The 13,898-nt window shown below is 68.7% G+C and carries 13 protein-coding genes; 7 read left to right on the top strand and 6 right to left on the bottom strand.

The genetic code is table 11. The features are described from left to right. The first annotated feature begins 83 nt into the window (after positions 1-83). From ACFY8O_RS24910 to ACFY8O_RS24895, 4 genes are all read left to right on the top strand, one after another. A complete protein-coding gene (locus tag ACFY8O_RS24910) occupies positions 84-1,403 on the top strand; it encodes an ABC transporter substrate-binding protein (RefSeq protein WP_387905865.1) in 1,320 nt (439 codons plus the stop codon). 91 nt (positions 1,404-1,494) lie between these two features. Further along, positions 1,495-2,469 (top strand): carbohydrate ABC transporter permease, encoded by a 975-nt coding sequence (locus ACFY8O_RS24905; protein WP_387905863.1) that lies wholly within the window; start codon positions 1,495-1,497, stop codon positions 2,467-2,469. Beyond that, the gene (locus ACFY8O_RS24900; RefSeq protein ID WP_387905861.1) at positions 2,466-3,338 is read left to right on the top strand and encodes a carbohydrate ABC transporter permease; all 873 of its coding nucleotides are present in this window, start codon (positions 2,466-2,468) and stop codon (positions 3,336-3,338) included. The genes ACFY8O_RS24905 and ACFY8O_RS24900 overlap by 4 nt, the downstream gene beginning before the upstream one ends. Positions 3,339-3,587: 249 nt before the next feature. Continuing rightward, positions 3,588-3,716, top strand: a complete 129-nt coding sequence (locus ACFY8O_RS24895) for a hypothetical protein (protein ID WP_387905858.1) — start codon at positions 3,588-3,590, stop codon at positions 3,714-3,716. 45 nt (positions 3,717-3,761) lie between these two features. On the opposite strand, the gene ACFY8O_RS24890 is transcribed toward ACFY8O_RS24895, so the two are convergent. From ACFY8O_RS24890 to ACFY8O_RS24880, 3 genes are all read right to left on the bottom strand, one after another. Continuing rightward, complete coding sequence (locus tag ACFY8O_RS24890; protein ID WP_387905856.1) at positions 3,762-4,184, bottom strand: hypothetical protein; 423 nt, start codon at positions 4,182-4,184, stop codon at positions 3,762-3,764. A gap of 631 nt (positions 4,185-4,815) precedes the next feature. Then, a complete protein-coding gene (gene manA, locus ACFY8O_RS24885) occupies positions 4,816-6,015 on the bottom strand; it encodes a mannose-6-phosphate isomerase, class I (protein ID WP_387905854.1) in 1,200 nt (399 codons plus the stop codon). Between the two features lie 45 nt (positions 6,016-6,060). Then, entirely contained in the window at positions 6,061-7,020 is a 960-nt protein-coding gene (locus ACFY8O_RS24880; protein ID WP_387905853.1) for an ROK family protein, read from the bottom strand. Positions 7,021-7,742: 722 nt separating this feature from the next. Between ACFY8O_RS24880 and ACFY8O_RS24875 the strand changes: the two genes are divergently transcribed. After that, positions 7,743-8,984 (top strand): cellulase family glycosylhydrolase, encoded by a 1,242-nt coding sequence (locus tag ACFY8O_RS24875; RefSeq protein WP_387905851.1) that lies wholly within the window; start codon positions 7,743-7,745, stop codon positions 8,982-8,984. A gap of 193 nt (positions 8,985-9,177) precedes the next feature. Here the strand turns inward: ACFY8O_RS24875 and ACFY8O_RS24870 are convergent, their stop codons facing one another. After that, the gene (locus ACFY8O_RS24870) at positions 9,178-10,632 is read right to left on the bottom strand and encodes an MFS transporter (RefSeq protein WP_387905848.1); all 1,455 of its coding nucleotides are present in this window, start codon (positions 10,630-10,632) and stop codon (positions 9,178-9,180) included. A gap of 132 nt (positions 10,633-10,764) precedes the next feature. Between ACFY8O_RS24870 and ACFY8O_RS24865 the strand changes: the two genes are divergently transcribed. After that, entirely contained in the window at positions 10,765-11,769 is a 1,005-nt protein-coding gene (locus ACFY8O_RS24865) for a LysR family transcriptional regulator (protein ID WP_387905846.1), read from the top strand. Positions 11,770-11,929: 160 nt separating this feature from the next. Here the strand turns inward: ACFY8O_RS24865 and ACFY8O_RS24860 are convergent, their stop codons facing one another. Next, on the bottom strand, positions 11,930-12,721 hold the full coding sequence (locus ACFY8O_RS24860; protein ID WP_387906114.1) for an MBL fold metallo-hydrolase: 792 nt from the start codon (positions 12,719-12,721) through the stop codon (positions 11,930-11,932). Between the two features lie 93 nt (positions 12,722-12,814). Between ACFY8O_RS24860 and ACFY8O_RS24855 the strand changes: the two genes are divergently transcribed. Continuing rightward, positions 12,815-13,423 (top strand): ABATE domain-containing protein, encoded by a 609-nt coding sequence (locus tag ACFY8O_RS24855; protein ID WP_387905843.1) that lies wholly within the window; start codon positions 12,815-12,817, stop codon positions 13,421-13,423. 148 nt (positions 13,424-13,571) lie between these two features. Here the strand turns inward: ACFY8O_RS24855 and ACFY8O_RS24850 are convergent, their stop codons facing one another. Next, a complete protein-coding gene (locus ACFY8O_RS24850; protein ID WP_387905840.1) occupies positions 13,572-13,871 on the bottom strand; it encodes a hypothetical protein in 300 nt (99 codons plus the stop codon). Positions 13,872-13,898: the final 27 nt, after the last annotated feature.

Raw genomic sequence — 13,898 nt, 5'->3', positions numbered from 1 at the left:
GGAGCTTTACCGGTTCACATGCGTCCTGTCATCGTGCCAACATCCCACCGCAGACCTGAGCCGCCATCTAAGGAGTTGGGCACATGGGGAACACGAAGACGCTTGCGGGCGTACTTCTGACCGTCGCGGCACTCGCCGTCACCGGTTGCGGCGGGGGCGGGGCGCCCTCGACCGAAACGGCCACCGCCCCCGCCGACCCGGGCAAGGCGACCGGCTCCATCACGGTCCTCACCCAGCGGACGGACCTGGTCCAGAGCGGGGCCATGGAGGCGTACGCGGCAGAGTTCAACAAGATCTACCCCAAGGTGAAGGTCAGGTTCGAGGGGCTGACCGACTACGAGGGCGAGGTCAAGATCCGGATGAACACGAAGGACTACGGCGACGTCCTCATGATCCCGGCCTCGGTCTCCAAGAACGACTACCCCACGTTCTTCGCCCCGCTCGGCACCTCCATCAAGATGGCGGACAAGTACCGCTTCAGCGACAAGTCCGCCGTCAAGGACAAGGTCTACGGCATCGCCCAGTTCGGTACGGCCAACGGCTTCGTCTACAACAAGGCGCTGTGGAAGAAGGCGGGCGTCACCGCCTGGCCCACCACGTCGGAGGAGTTCCTCGCCGGACTGGAGGCGATCAAGACCAAGACCGGCGCGACCCCCTACTACACCAACTTCAAGGACGGCTGGCCGCTGGTTCAGTGGACCACCAACATCGGCTCGGTCACCTGCGACGAGAACGCCACCAACAAGCTCGCGGGCCCCGCCTCCCCGTGGAAGCAGGGAGGTGAACTGCAGGTCATCGACACCCTGCTGTACGACATCGTCAAGGGAGGGCTGTCGGAGGAGGACCCCAGCACCACCAACTGGGAAGCCTCCAAGACCAAGCTCGCCAAGGGTGAGATCGGCTCCATGATGGTGGGCTCCTGGTCCATCACCCAGATGCGGGACGCCGCCGAGAAGGCCGGCAAGAACCCGGACGACATCGGCTACATGCCCCTTCCGGTCCTGAAGGGCAACGGTCACTGCGCCACCCTCGTCTCCGACTACCAGCAGGCCGTCAACATCCACTCCGAGCACAAGGAGGCGGCCCGCGCCTGGATCGACTGGTTCACCGAGAAGTCGGGCTACTCCGCCAAGGAGGGCGCCGTACCCACCCTCAAGTCGGCCCCGATGCCGGACACCCTCAAGGACTTCGTTGACAACGATGTCACCTTCACGGAGCGCTCGGAGACCGAGACGGCCAAGGTCAACGACATCGACAACGCCGCCGAGATCGGGCTCAACAAGCCCGACTACCGGCAGAAGCTGATCGACATCGCCCGCGGAGCCCAGAAGGGCAGCCTCGAGGACTACTTCTCCGACCTGAACAAGCGGTGGGACGAGGCAGCGAAGACCGCCGGATCCTGAGCCGGCGAGGTGGGCTCCGGCCGGACGACCCCGGCCGGGCCCCACCCTCCCGTGTACCAGGCATCGAGACGCGTATGACGAAAGGCCCGATATGACCGAAACAACCCAGGTGGCGGGCGGGAAGAGGCACCGTGCCGCACCCGCGCGGCGCAGGACCACCGCCGGCAGCCCCACTGCGCCGTCACACCGGTCGCGGGGGCAACAACTGCTGCGTCGCGCGACGCCCTGGCTCTTCCTGGTGGCGCCGCTGGTGCTGCTGATCACGTTCACCTACGTCCCCGTGGCGAACATGATCTATTACAGCTTCACCGACTGGGACGGCATCAGCCCGGACCGCAACTTCACCGGTGCGGACAACTACGTCCAGATCTTCACCCGCCCCGAGCTGTTCCGCGTCTTCTTCGTCAGCCTCTACTACCTGGCGGCCTCCGGCGTACAGATCGCCGTCGCCCTGTACTTCGCCACGGTGCTCAGCTTCAACCTGCGGTTCCGCAACCTGTTCAAGGGGCTGCTCTTCTTCCCCTACCTCATCAACGGCGTGGCGATCGGATTCGTCTTCCTGTACTTCTTCCAGGACGGGGGCACCCTCGACTCGGTCCTGTCCTGGTTCGGAGCAGGAAGCGACCACGCGTGGCTGGGTGACCCCACCTCGGCCAACACCTCGCTCGCCGGGGTCTCGGTCTGGCGCTTCACGGGCCTGAACTTCGTCCTGTTCCTCGGCGCCATCCAGTCGATTCCCGGTGAACTCTACGAAGCCGCCGACCTGGACGGCGCGACCCGCTGGCAGCAGTTCCGCCACATCATCGCCCCCAGCATCAAGCCCATCCTCAGCCTGAGTATCATCCTGGCGATCTCCGGTTCACTGGCCGTCTTCGAGATCCCGTACATCATGACCGGCGGCGCGACCGGAACGTCGACGTTCGTCATCCAGACGGTGAAGCTCGCGTTCCAGTTCAACAAGACCGGGCTGGCCTCGGCCGCGGCCGTGGTGCTGCTGCTGATCATTCTGCTGATCACCTGGATCCAGCGCCGGCTCGTCCCCGACGACAAGGTGGACCTCGTATGACCACGGCCCGGCGGACCTCCGTCCCCTCACCTCGTTCTGCCCGGCTACGAGGGCGTCTCGGACAGACCCTCGTCTACCTTTCGCTCGTCATCGCCTCGCTGGTGGTGCTGCTCCCTCTCGCCGTCGTCTTCCTGACCTCGTTGAAGACGTCGGAGGAGGCGGCCGAGAACGACGCGCTGTCGCTCCCGGGTGACTGGCTGCACTTCGACAACTACGCGACCGCGTTCTCCGACGGTCACATGCTGACGGCGTTCGGGAACACGGCGTTCATCCTGCTGTTCTCGATCACCGGCACCGTACTCATCGGTTCGATGACGGCCTACGCCATCGATCGATTCCACTTCCGGATGAAGAAGCTCGTCATGGGCCTCTTCCTCGTCGCCACCCTCGTTCCCGGGGTGACCACGCAGGTCGCGACCTTCCAGGTGATCAACGGCTTCGGACTGTTCGACACGCGCTGGGCCCCGGTCCTGCTCTACATGGGCACCGACATCGTCTCGATCTACATCTTCCTTCAGTTCATCCGCGGCATCCCGGTCTCCCTCGACGAGGCCGCGCGACTGGACGGAGCGAATTCGTTCACCGTCTACCGCAAGATCATCCTGCCGTTGCTCAAGCCGGCGGTCGCAACTGTGGTGATCATCAAGGGGATCACCGTCTACAACGACTTCTACATCCCCTTCCTCTACATGCCCTCCCCAGAGCTCGGCACCATCTCCACCGCCCTGTTCCGCTTCAAGGGCCCTTTCGGAGCCCACTGGGAGAACATCTCGGCGGGAGCGGTCCTGGTCATCGTTCCCACGCTGATCGCCTTCCTCTTCCTTCAGCGCTACATCTACAACGGCTTCGCCCAGGGCGCGACCAAGTAGCACGGGCGCCAGGCCCCTTGTCGGGGGGCCGCAGCCGTGCGGTCGCGGCCACGCCAGGACGGCCGTCGCCGCCGCGCGGCCGCCGGAACGGGTTCCTCTCCCGTCCCGTATCCGCGGCGCCCGTCCAGTGGGTGCTGCACGGCAGGATCGCCCAGGTTGCCGGCCGGACGGCCCCGAGCCCGGCTCGCCCGAAGGCTGGGCACGACGGCGGCGAAGGACACTTCGCTACGGCTGCTGCGGACCAGCGCGATGACCGAGCCTGGGCCTGTTCGGGTCGTGGGCATCGACGACTTCGTCCTGCTCAAGGGCCACGCCCATGCCACGCCGCTGGCCGACTCGGAGGCTCGCCAACCGCTCGACGTGCAGACCGCCGGCTGACGGCGGCCGACTTCGACCCGGGGGTCGCGGCCTGGTTCAGCAGGGCTACGAGGGGCCGTCCGTCGGGGACTCTTCGACGTCGTAGACGCTGCGGCGGATCGCTCGCGGGCGGGTAAGGAGGAGTCCCCGACGGGTTTGAGGGCCCTGTGGTCGCGGGCCGCCCGCTCGCTGATGGTCTGCTGGTAAGTCCCCCTGGGCATGGGCCTGTCGCCGCAGCACCCAGGTGGTGAAGGCGGCGTCCTTCTCTTCGACGCTGGGGAAGGGCCGGCCGGGCAGGACGTGGTCGCGGACGATGAGGGCCCGCCGTCCGACGCGTCCCCTGCCGGTGGGCCGGCAGGCGGCCAGAACGTCGAAGGCGAAGTCGTAGCGGTCGGCGAACCTGACCGCTTCCGGGTACAGCGGGACCGCCTTGCCGGGAGCGACATGGCGGCGGACGGCGGTCTTTGTACGGCCATGGACGACTGTCATCGGGACGCCGCCTCGCCGAAGGCCGGCGGTGGCAGTCGAAGAGCGTCTGGAGGTCCTGGGTGGTGCGGCAGCAGGAGGCCTGGATGCCGGGGATGGCTGCGAACCGGCCGGCGGTGCATGCCGGCGAACTCGTTCGGTGTGATGCCGAGTCCCTCGGCAGACGCGGGCCGGGCTTCCTGAACATGCCGTGTGCCGCGTTACGCCGATATACGGTGCCTCTCGGCGTGCACCGGCGGCCTTCGTCACGCCCTCTCCGCCGCGATCAGTCCCACCCCGCGGAAGGTGGGGCGTACAGCTCCTCAGGAGATGGGGTGGGTTCGCCCTTTCCCGGGCTGGAAAACGGAGCCGCGGCCGCGCAGTCGGAAAACGTACCCCTCAGGAGAGAGGCGCACGGGCCGCCGCACGAGAAAGAGAATTCGTTTCAACGAAAGAACGCGTAAGGCGTCTGAGGGCGCGTCCGAGTTCAATCGCAGATCGCCTGATCTTTGAGTTTGTCGAGCGTTGTGCAGGCGTCGAGGTCGGATGCCCGGAGTTCTGCATGCCTGACGGTCCTCAGCAGCTCTCCCGAGAAGGTACAGCGACCAAACCGGTTCAGTGACATCAGGGTGTAAACAGGTGCGTTATCCGCACATCATGCGGAGCCCTGTCCTGCATCGACAGTCGCCCGGAAGACTTCACCTTCGCCCCGGAGAGTCACCTGCTCCTTCGCCGGTGCGTAGGCGGAGTCCCCTGGCCCCAGGCTCAGCGAGCTGCCGGAGCTGCTCAGGCGGATGCGCCCGCCCGTGCAGACGAGAATCTGGGGCGCGGTCGCGTCCAGGACGGTGCAGGATCCGGCGGAGAGGCGGACGCGGGAGAGCCGGAAGTCGTCGACCGGGGCGGGATAGACCTCTTCGGCTCCCACTCCGTGCGCTGTGGGCCGCAACACCCGTACGGGCGAGGCGGTGAATCTCACCACGCGCAGAAGTTCCTCCGGGTCCACGTGCTTGGAGGTGAGGCCGCATCGGAGGACGTTGTCGGACGAGGCCATGATCTCGACGCCGAGCCCGCCGAGGTAGGCGTGCGGGACTCCGGCTCCCAGGAAGATGCCTTCGCCCGGGTCCAGTCGTACGTGGTGCAGCATCAAGGCGGCGAGCAGCCCGGGATCACCGGGACAGGCCCGGGCGATCCCGTCATACGCCTTCCAGGCCGACCGGTCTCTCCCCGCGTGCTCCGCCTGGTGGGCCACCGACGCGGTCACCGCGTCGACCAGCGTCCCGGGGGCGGCGAGGAAGGCCGAGAACACGGCCCGGAGGGCGGCCTCTTCGGGTTTCTCCCGCAGCGCTGTGATGTGCGGGGCGAGTTCGGGAAGGCGGAGCGCCTCGAGCAGGTCAGCGCAGTGCGCGGGCGTCCTGAAGCCGCAGAGACCCTCGAAGACGCTGAGCGCCACGATCATTTCCGGCTTGTGGTTGTCGTCCCGGTAGGTGCGGTGAGGCGCGTCGAGAGGGATGCCCTGAGCGTTTTCGATCCTGTGCCCGACGGCGGCCTGGGCCAGGTCCGGGTGCACTTGGAGGGAGAGCGGTGCCTCCACGGCCAGCAGCTTGAGGAGGAACGGTAGACGAGGCCCGAACCTGCGCAGCGTCGCTTCTCCGAGCTCGGCGGCCGGCCGTGAGGTGATGACCGCGTCGAGCGTCTGGGGCCCCGAGGCGCGGAGCAGCCGTGAGGGCGCCGCCGGATGGGTTCCCATCCACAATTCGGCTTGTGGCGTGCCGTCGGCGGTGGTGCCCATCAGGTCGGCCAGAGCGGTGGTGGAGCCCCAGGGATAGGGGCGAATGGTGTTCAGAAGTCGATCCACGGGTGTTCCCTTCCGGGGTGCCGCCGACGGCGGCGCACGGCGGTGTCAGAAGTGCGGGATCCCCGCCGGTGTTGCAGCTTGGGCGGATGCCGTGGCGGCTGCTCCGATGAGTCCGGCGTCCAGGGCGAGACCGGCGGGGACGACGGAGAGACCACGGGTGAAGTCCAGCACCGCGTAGTCGCTCATGAACCGCCGCAGTGGAGAGAACAGCACGTCACCGGCCTGCGCGACGCCGCCTCCGATGACCACCCGCTCCAGCTCCACGAGGGCTGCCGTCGCCGCGATCGCGGCAGCCAGTGCTCGCGCCGATCTCCGGTAGGCGGCGAGGGCGCGCTCGTCCCCCTCGCGGGCCGCTGCGGCGACTGCGGCGGCGTTCGAGGACGCACCGGGCCCGGCGGTCCACCCGAGGGCCCGGGCATGGGCGGCGATCGCCGTTCCGCTCGCCAGACTCTCGACACACCCCGGGGCCCCGCAGACGCAGTGCGGACCCTCGTGGTCGACGCTGATGTGGCCGATGTGCCCGGCGTTACCGGTGCGGCCTGCGTGCACCTTCCCGCCGAGGATCAACCCGCCTCCGACCCCGGTCGAGACCACCATGCAGAGGGCGTTGTCGAACCCGCGCGCGGCACCGAGCCAGTGTTCGGCCGCTGTCATGGCGACGGCGTCCCCGACCAGAACCGGGAGAACCCCCGGGGGCAGGCGAGGGTGGGTGCGCACGAGATCGATGAGGGGGAACCCGCGCCAGCCGGGAATGTTGACCGGACTGACTGTGCCCGCGACCGTATCGACCGGGCCCGCACTGGCGATGCCCAGGCAGGAGATCTCGTCCCAGGCCGGAAAGGCTGCCAGTTCGTCAAGCACCTTCATCACGGCGGCCGCCAGGTCGGCCGCGGGTCGTGTGGCCGGGGTCGCGCGCTGCGCTCGCGCGAGAAGACGGCCTTTCCCGTCGATGAGCGCCCCTGCGATCTTGGTGCCGCCGATGTCGAGTGCTCCGTACACCGTCACGTTCTGCCCTTCTCGAGTGGAGTGCCCGATCGCTCGGGATCGCCACTGTGCCCGGTTCTGACAACGTTGTCCAGTGAGCCGTTTTAGTTGAGTAATTGTTTCGCAAAATTGCCTGATGGTGTGGCGTGGAGTCGCGGACGCTTTTCTTCGCGAACGAGGCGGTACCACTCCGAGTCGAGAGCGGGCCGAGGCCGCCGGCCTCCTGTTATCGCCCATTGTGGCGAGACCGGCCGGGATTGGTCCGACGCGTTCGGCGGACGCGGTCTTGCGGCGATGCCGACGCGGGCGGAACGGACGCTGAAACCGTCGTGACACTTCTATTGACATGGCTGGAACATTCGGTGCCTCATATGGGTGCGACATCCGGCCCGTGGCCGGAGACCGAGGCCCCTGCTGCAACACAGCGCGCCCTGGGGTCACTTCTGTCCGCAGGTGCTATCCGGTACAGGCGTGTCGCTCCCGGTCGAATGCCATGTGCGTGATCCGGTCCCCACCCTCCGCCGAGAGCGACGACAACGTTGTCTGCGGAGGCCGGAACACCGACCGATCGTCGGGGACCATCTCCGGAGCCGTGCGGCCCGCACAGCCGTCGGCCACGCCGCTCGAGAAGCCGTACCCGGGAATCCGACTCATCTTCCCGGACCCGCCAGGGCTGTTGCAGCCCTCACGTGAGGAGAGATATGAAACCGCCGGAGAGAAACACTCTGTATACGGTCGTCGCCATGACCCTGGCCGGCCTGTTCGGCGCCGTACTGGCCGTCTTCGGGACCGCCACCAGCGCGCAAGCCGCGACGGGGCTGCGGGTCACCGACGGCCGACTGTACGAGGCCAACGGGAACGAGTTCGTGATGCGGGGCGTCAACCACGCCCACGTCTGGTATCCGGGCGAAACCGGCTCGATCGCCGACATCGCCGCCACCGGAGCCAACACGGTCCGCATCGTCCTCGCCAGCGGTGACCGCTGGACCAGGACCAGCGCGTCCGAAGTGTCCTCCCTCATCGGCCAGTGCAAAGCCAACAAGCTGATCTGCGTGCTGGAGGTGCACGACACGACGGGATACGGAGAGGACGGCGCCGCCGGCACCCTGGACCAGGCCGCCAACTACTGGATCGGCGTCAAGAGCGCCCTGCAGGGGCAGGAAAACTACATCGTCATCAACATCGGCAACGAGCCCTTCGGTAACACCGGTTACTCCGCCTGGACCGATGCCACCAAGAACGCGATCGGAAAGCTCCGCGGCGCCGGCCTGCACCACGCCCTGATGGTCGACGCACCCAACTGGGGCCAGGACTGGTCCCACACCATGAAGTCCAACGCCGCCTCCGTCTTCGCCTCCGACCCCGACCGCAACACGGTCTTCTCGATCCACATGTACGGGGTGTACGACACCGCCGCCGAGGTGCAGGACTACCTCAACCACTTCGTCAGCAACAAGCTGCCCATCGTCGTCGGGGAGTTCGGCAACGCGCACAGCGACGGCAACCCGGACGAGGACGCCATCATGGCAACCGCCCAGTCCCTCAAGGTGGGCTACCTCGGCTGGTCCTGGAGCGGAAACGGCAGCGGAGTCGAGTACCTCGACATGGTCAACGGCTTCGACGCGGATGCGCCCACGACCTGGGGCAGCCGCTTCCTCACCGGAGCCAACGGCATCTCGACCACGTCCAAGCCCGCGACGGTCTACGGTGGTGCCTCCGGCGGGGAGGGCGGCGGTACGGCCCCCAACGGTTATCCGTACTGCGCCTCCGCCTCCTCGGACCCCGACGGTGACGGCTGGGGCTGGGAGAACAACCGCTCCTGCGTGGTCCGCGGCAGCTCGGCGGACACAGGAAGCGGCGGGGGTGGTACCGCCCCGAACGGTTATCCGTACTGCGCCTCCGCCTCCTCGGACCCCGACGGTGACGGCTGGGGCTGGGAGAACAACCGCTCCTGCGTGGTCCGCGGCAGCTCAGCGGACCGCTGACCGCTGACGCTCCCGACGCGGTGCCTTCCCGAACCACAGCGGGAGGCACCGCGTCCGACAGCCCCACGGTCTCCTCGGTTCCCCGTGGGGCGCACGATCGATCACCGCGTCCGAGCAGCAAGCCGACGTCAGTCCCGTCGGGCCCGCGAAACGGCATTCCCGGCGCGCGGGCCCGTCCTTGCCGTCACCCGGATCAGTGCGAGGCGGGAAGTTCGTCAGCGGCACGGTCCGCGGGTTCCCCCGATGCGACCACCGTGGCCGTCGGCCCGGTGCGCAGTCCGAAGGCGCTGATGAGCGCAGCGAGCAGGGCCGCGGCGAGGGGGACCCACAGGGCCGCCCGGTAGCCGTCGAGCAGCGCGCCGGGTGACGTCGATGCGGTGGCCGAGACATTGACGGCGGTGACCGTGGAGAGGCCGAGCGCGGCGCCGAACTGGAAGGAGGTGTAGAGCAGTGCGCCGGCCAAGCCCTGCTCCTCTTCCTTGACGCCCTCGGTGGCGACGATGGTGAGCGGGCCGTAGGCGAGGGAGAAGGCGATTCCGAGGGTGATCAGACTGGGAAACATCGCCAGGTACGTCCAGTCGGCCCCGAGCGGCAGGAACAGGGCGTACGACAGCGAGGCCAGAAGCAACCCGCCGAAGATCACCCGAGCGTTGCCGAAGCGGTTCACCAGCTTCGGAGTGAGGACAGGGGAGAGGATCGCGTCGACGCCGATGACGATCATCGCGAAGCTGGTCTGAAGGGTCGTCCAGCCGCGCAGCTCCTGGAGGTAGAGGACGACCAGGAACTGGAAGCCGAAGAAGCCCGCCGCGAAAAGCAGTCCGGCCAGGTTGGCCCGGACCAGGGCGCCGCTGCGGAAGATGCCGAGGCGGACGAGCGGGGACGCTGAGCGGCGTTCGGTGGCGATGAACGCGGCAAGGAAGGCGAGGCCCGCGCCCAGTGTGCCGAGGGTCCAGGCGAGGCCGGCGTGGGTGGCCCGCTCCACGCCGAGGACGAGCAGTACGACGGCGGCGGTGATGGTGACGCCGCCGACCAGGTCGACACTCTGTCCGGTGCGGTCGGGACGCGACGTCTTGGGCAGGAAGGCGAGCGCCGCGAACAGGATCAGCGCGGAGAGCACGACGGGGGCGAAGAACACCCATCGCCAGCCGACCGAGGTGAGCAGTCCTCCGACGACCAGGCCGATCGAGAAGCCGCCGGCCGCCGTGCCGGAGTAGAAGAGCAGCGCCTTGTTTCGCTGCGGGCCTTCTTCGAAGCTGGTGGTGATGACGGACAGGCCGGCCGGGGTCATGAAGGCGGCGGCGACTCCCGTGACGAACCGGGCGACGACCAGCATCCAGGCTTCCGTGGCGAATCCGCCCAGGCCGGAGAAGAGCAGGAAGACCGAGAGCCAGAAGACGAACATCCGGCGGCGCCCGAAGAGGTCGGCCGCCCGTCCGCCGACCAGCATGAAGCCGCCGTATCCGAGAACGTACGCACTCATGACCCACTGCAGGGAGCCGGTGGACAGGCCGAGGTCGGCACGGATGGAAGGCAGGGCCACATTGAGCATGGCCACATCGATGCCCTCCAGGAAGATCGCGCCGCACAGGACGAGCAGGACGCCCCAGTCGCGTGCGCCCAGAGCCGTCGCTGCTTTCTGTGGACTCATGTCAGTTCCTTGATGGTGTGGGGATGCTGTCGGCCCGATCACCATCAGCCAGGGCGCCTTGAGGGAACAACGGCGAAGATAGCAACGTTCGTTCAGCCAGGGTTACCGATCCGATTGACCTGGGGAACGTCGATGGAACGCGATGAACTGGAGTGCTTCCTCCTCCTGGCCGAGGAGTTGCACTTCGGCCGCACGGCTGACCGGATGCGGCTGTCCCGGGCCCGCGTGAGCCAGCTCGTTCAGCGTCTTGAACGGCGCGTCGGCGCACCCCTGTTCGTTCGTACCAGCCGTCGCGTCGCCCTCACCTCGCTCGGCCGGCAGCTGCGCGCCGATCTCGAACCGCACCACCGCGCGATCGAGGCCGCCCTGGAGCGGGCCGCCGCCACCGCCCGCGGCATCGACGCCGTCCTGCATGCCGGCTTCTCGAACCCGCTGACCGGCGAGATCGTCATGAAGGCGGCGGAGGCACTGCGCGACAGCCACCCCACGCTGGCCGTGGAAATCTGTGAGGTCCCCCTCGCCGACCCGTACGGACCGTTACGCCAGGGCGAGTTCGACGTCCAGATCACAGAGCTTCCGGTGGGGGAGGAGGATCTGGACAAGGGGCCGGCGCTCTTCGCGGAGGAGCGCATCCTCGCGATCACCTCGACGCATCCACTCGCCACTCGGGACACGGTGTTCCTCGAGGATCTGGCCGACGTACCCCTGCTGACCATCGTCGGGAACGTACCCGCCTACTGGCTGGCCCACCACGTCCCCACCCACACACCGAGCGGCCGGCCGATCGCCCGGGGCCCCGGCATGACCAATATGCAGGAGGCGTTGATGCTGGTCGCCGGCGGCAAGGGCGCACTGCTCGCACCCGCGCACACGGCGACGTACTACGGCCGCCCCGGTGTTGCCTACGTTCCCTTCGCGGACGCGGGGCCGACCGGCTACGGCCTGGTGTGGCGGGCCGGCCACGCCACCGGCGCGGTGCAGGCCTTCGCCGGCACCGCCCGCGAGGTGGCCAGGGAAATGGCGCAGGGCGATCCCCGGAGGGCAGTGCCGGGGACAGCGCCTGTGGCTCTCCAGGGGGGCGTGCCGAGCCTCGGCCGTCGTCCGCGGACCCGGGACGAGGGCGTCCACGTCGTGTGAGCACGCCGCCCGGCAGGCTGGTGGAACCGTCCCCCTAGCGAGCGGCGTCAGCCGGGGGAGCCGGCCGTGAGCTGGTCCATGATGTCGGCCAGGTCGTAGTGGGCCCGCTGGGGAGCCCTGACCTGGCGCGAGGTCTCGGTTCCTGAGGCGCGGTCCGGGCTCAGGCGCGCTGCGCCCAGTCCTGGTCCAGGCGGTCGGTCAGGCCCGCGGCGGCGAAGGCTGCCTCCAGCTCGTCGCGGCCCTCGGTGAAGTGGGCCCAGCTGTCGTGGTGGACCGGGACGACGCGGCGGGCGTCAAGGATCCGGGTGGCCTCGGCGGCCTGGACGCTGTCCAGGACGACCGGTCGGCCGTCGAAGAGCACGGGGAAGCGGGGTGCTCCGGCGAACAGGAGGACGGTGTCGATCGGGGCGAAGCGGCCGGCGATCTCCCTGACCGCGTCGAGCGAGGCGTTGTCGCCGCTGACGTAGACCGTCGGCAGGCCCTCGCCGGTCAGGACGAAGCCGACGACCTGGCCGGTGAAGGGCTCGATCTCCTCGCGCGGTCCGGGGCCGTGGATGGCGGGAACTCCGGTCACGGTGACGGTGCCGCCGCCCGGACGCTCCAGTTCGACCGTCTCCCAGTCGGCCAGGCCCTTGGCATTCGCCCCGAGGCGCTTGCCGCCACCGGGGGTCGTGAGGGTGAGAGGGACGTCGGCGAGCAGGGCACGGCCCGAGGTGTCGAGGTTGTCGGCGTGCTCGTCGTGGGAGAGCAGGACCACGTCGACGGGGCCGAGGTCGGCGGGTGTGGTGGCGGAGGAGGCGGTCTTCGTCAGGGTCGGGCCACCGGGCGAGGCGTAGTCGCCGGGGCCGTCGAAGGTCGGGTCGGTCAGGAAGCGCAGGCCGCCGTACTCGAACAGGGCGGTCGGACCGCCGAAGGTGCGGACCGGGAACTGGCTGGCGTTGAGCTGGGACATCATGTCTCCGCTTCTCACGAAAAAAACCTGCGGTTAACGTGATGCCAGACTAGGCAGGCATCACGGAAAAACACAAGCGCTAACATGAGAGGCATGGACGACACCCTGGCCGCCGACCTCACGAAGACCGCTCTGTCCCCGGCGCCGGGTGCCGACCGGTACCGCTCCCTGGACTTCGCCGACACCGCCGCCACCCTGCCCGCCGACCAGAGCTACGACCTGCTCGCCGCCCCGGAATCCGCCATGCGCTGGCTCGCCGCCCACGACCTGACCACCCCGGACGTGCAGCTGTACGAGCTGTGCGCACAGCGGATGCGCACACTGCGCGACCACATCCGCGCCCTGTTCGCCGCCCGCGTCGGGGCCACCACCCCGCCCGAGGAGTCCCTGCGCGCGGTGAACGAGGCCCTCACGGCCGTGCCCACCGCCCCCCTCCTCGCCTGGGACGGGGTCCGAGGACCGCGCCGCGTCCAGGCGCACCCCACCGACCAGGCCGTCAACCACGCACTGGCGACCCTGGCCGCCGACGCCGCCGACCTGCTCACCGGTCCCGACGCCGACATCCTCGCCGCCTGCGGATCAGTCCCCTGTGACCGGTTCCTCCTGCGCACCCACGGTCGGCGCCACTGGTGCTCCACACGCTGTGGCGACCGCGCCCGTGCAGCCCGCGCCTACGCCCGGCGCAGCGGCGCCTCGGACTGACGAGCCCGCCGGTGCCCTCCCGTGGACCGCCCGGCGGCCGTACGAACAGCCGCACCGGCACACCGGACACGCTCCACCGGCCCACATCAACGAGATCGTGTGGTGAGCGTGCGGAAGGGGCCCTCGGGACCAGGGGACGAGCCTGTATTCAGGGGCCCTGCCGCTTCGGCCGACAGGCCGCAGGATCCGCACACCACGTGCCGCGGATACCCGCCGGATAAGCGGCGAGCCTCGGCTTGTCGTTCTCGATCTGTTCGAGGACGGCTTCCGCCGATTCCCGGTGCCGGGTCCCCAGTTCGCGGTGGACGAGCCACACGCCATTGCGTGCGGCTGCCCTGCACTGATCGCCGAGATCGGCATTCCCCAGGGCCACTTCCTCCTCGTCGGACTCGCCCGTCACCATGTGGCGCAGGAGTCCCACGACGGCATCGCGGGCGTCGGCCGACACCTCGTCGAGAAGGCCCGCCAGGAGGAC

Origin of the sequence: Streptomyces argenteolus (assembly GCF_042902585.1) — a bacterium.
GTDB lineage: Bacteria > Actinomycetota > Actinomycetes > Streptomycetales > Streptomycetaceae > Streptomyces > Streptomyces argenteolus.
The sequence above is the reverse complement of the archived record's forward strand: the minus strand, read 5'-3'. Positions and strand labels throughout refer to the sequence as shown.

Coding starts and splice junctions, on each gene's coding strand:
- ACFY8O_RS24910 (WP_387905865.1), top strand. CDS start 84: ATGGGGAACACGAAGACGCTTGCGGGCGTACTTCTGACCGTCGCGGCA.
- ACFY8O_RS24905 (WP_387905863.1), top strand. CDS start 1,495: ATGACCGAAACAACCCAGGTGGCGGGCGGGAAGAGGCACCGTGCCGCA.
- ACFY8O_RS24900 (WP_387905861.1), top strand. CDS start 2,466: ATGACCACGGCCCGGCGGACCTCCGTCCCCTCACCTCGTTCTGCCCGG.
- ACFY8O_RS24895 (WP_387905858.1), top strand. CDS start 3,588: ATGACCGAGCCTGGGCCTGTTCGGGTCGTGGGCATCGACGACTTCGTC.
- ACFY8O_RS24890 (WP_387905856.1), bottom strand. CDS start 4,184: ATGACAGTCGTCCATGGCCGTACAAAGACCGCCGTCCGCCGCCATGTC.
- ACFY8O_RS24875 (WP_387905851.1), top strand. CDS start 7,743: ATGACCCTGGCCGGCCTGTTCGGCGCCGTACTGGCCGTCTTCGGGACC.
- ACFY8O_RS24870 (WP_387905848.1), bottom strand. CDS start 10,632: ATGAGTCCACAGAAAGCAGCGACGGCTCTGGGCGCACGCGACTGGGGC.
- ACFY8O_RS24865 (WP_387905846.1), top strand. CDS start 10,765: ATGGAACGCGATGAACTGGAGTGCTTCCTCCTCCTGGCCGAGGAGTTG.
- ACFY8O_RS24860 (WP_387906114.1), bottom strand. CDS start 12,721: ATGTCCCAGCTCAACGCCAGCCAGTTCCCGGTCCGCACCTTCGGCGGT.
- ACFY8O_RS24855 (WP_387905843.1), top strand. CDS start 12,815: ATGGACGACACCCTGGCCGCCGACCTCACGAAGACCGCTCTGTCCCCG.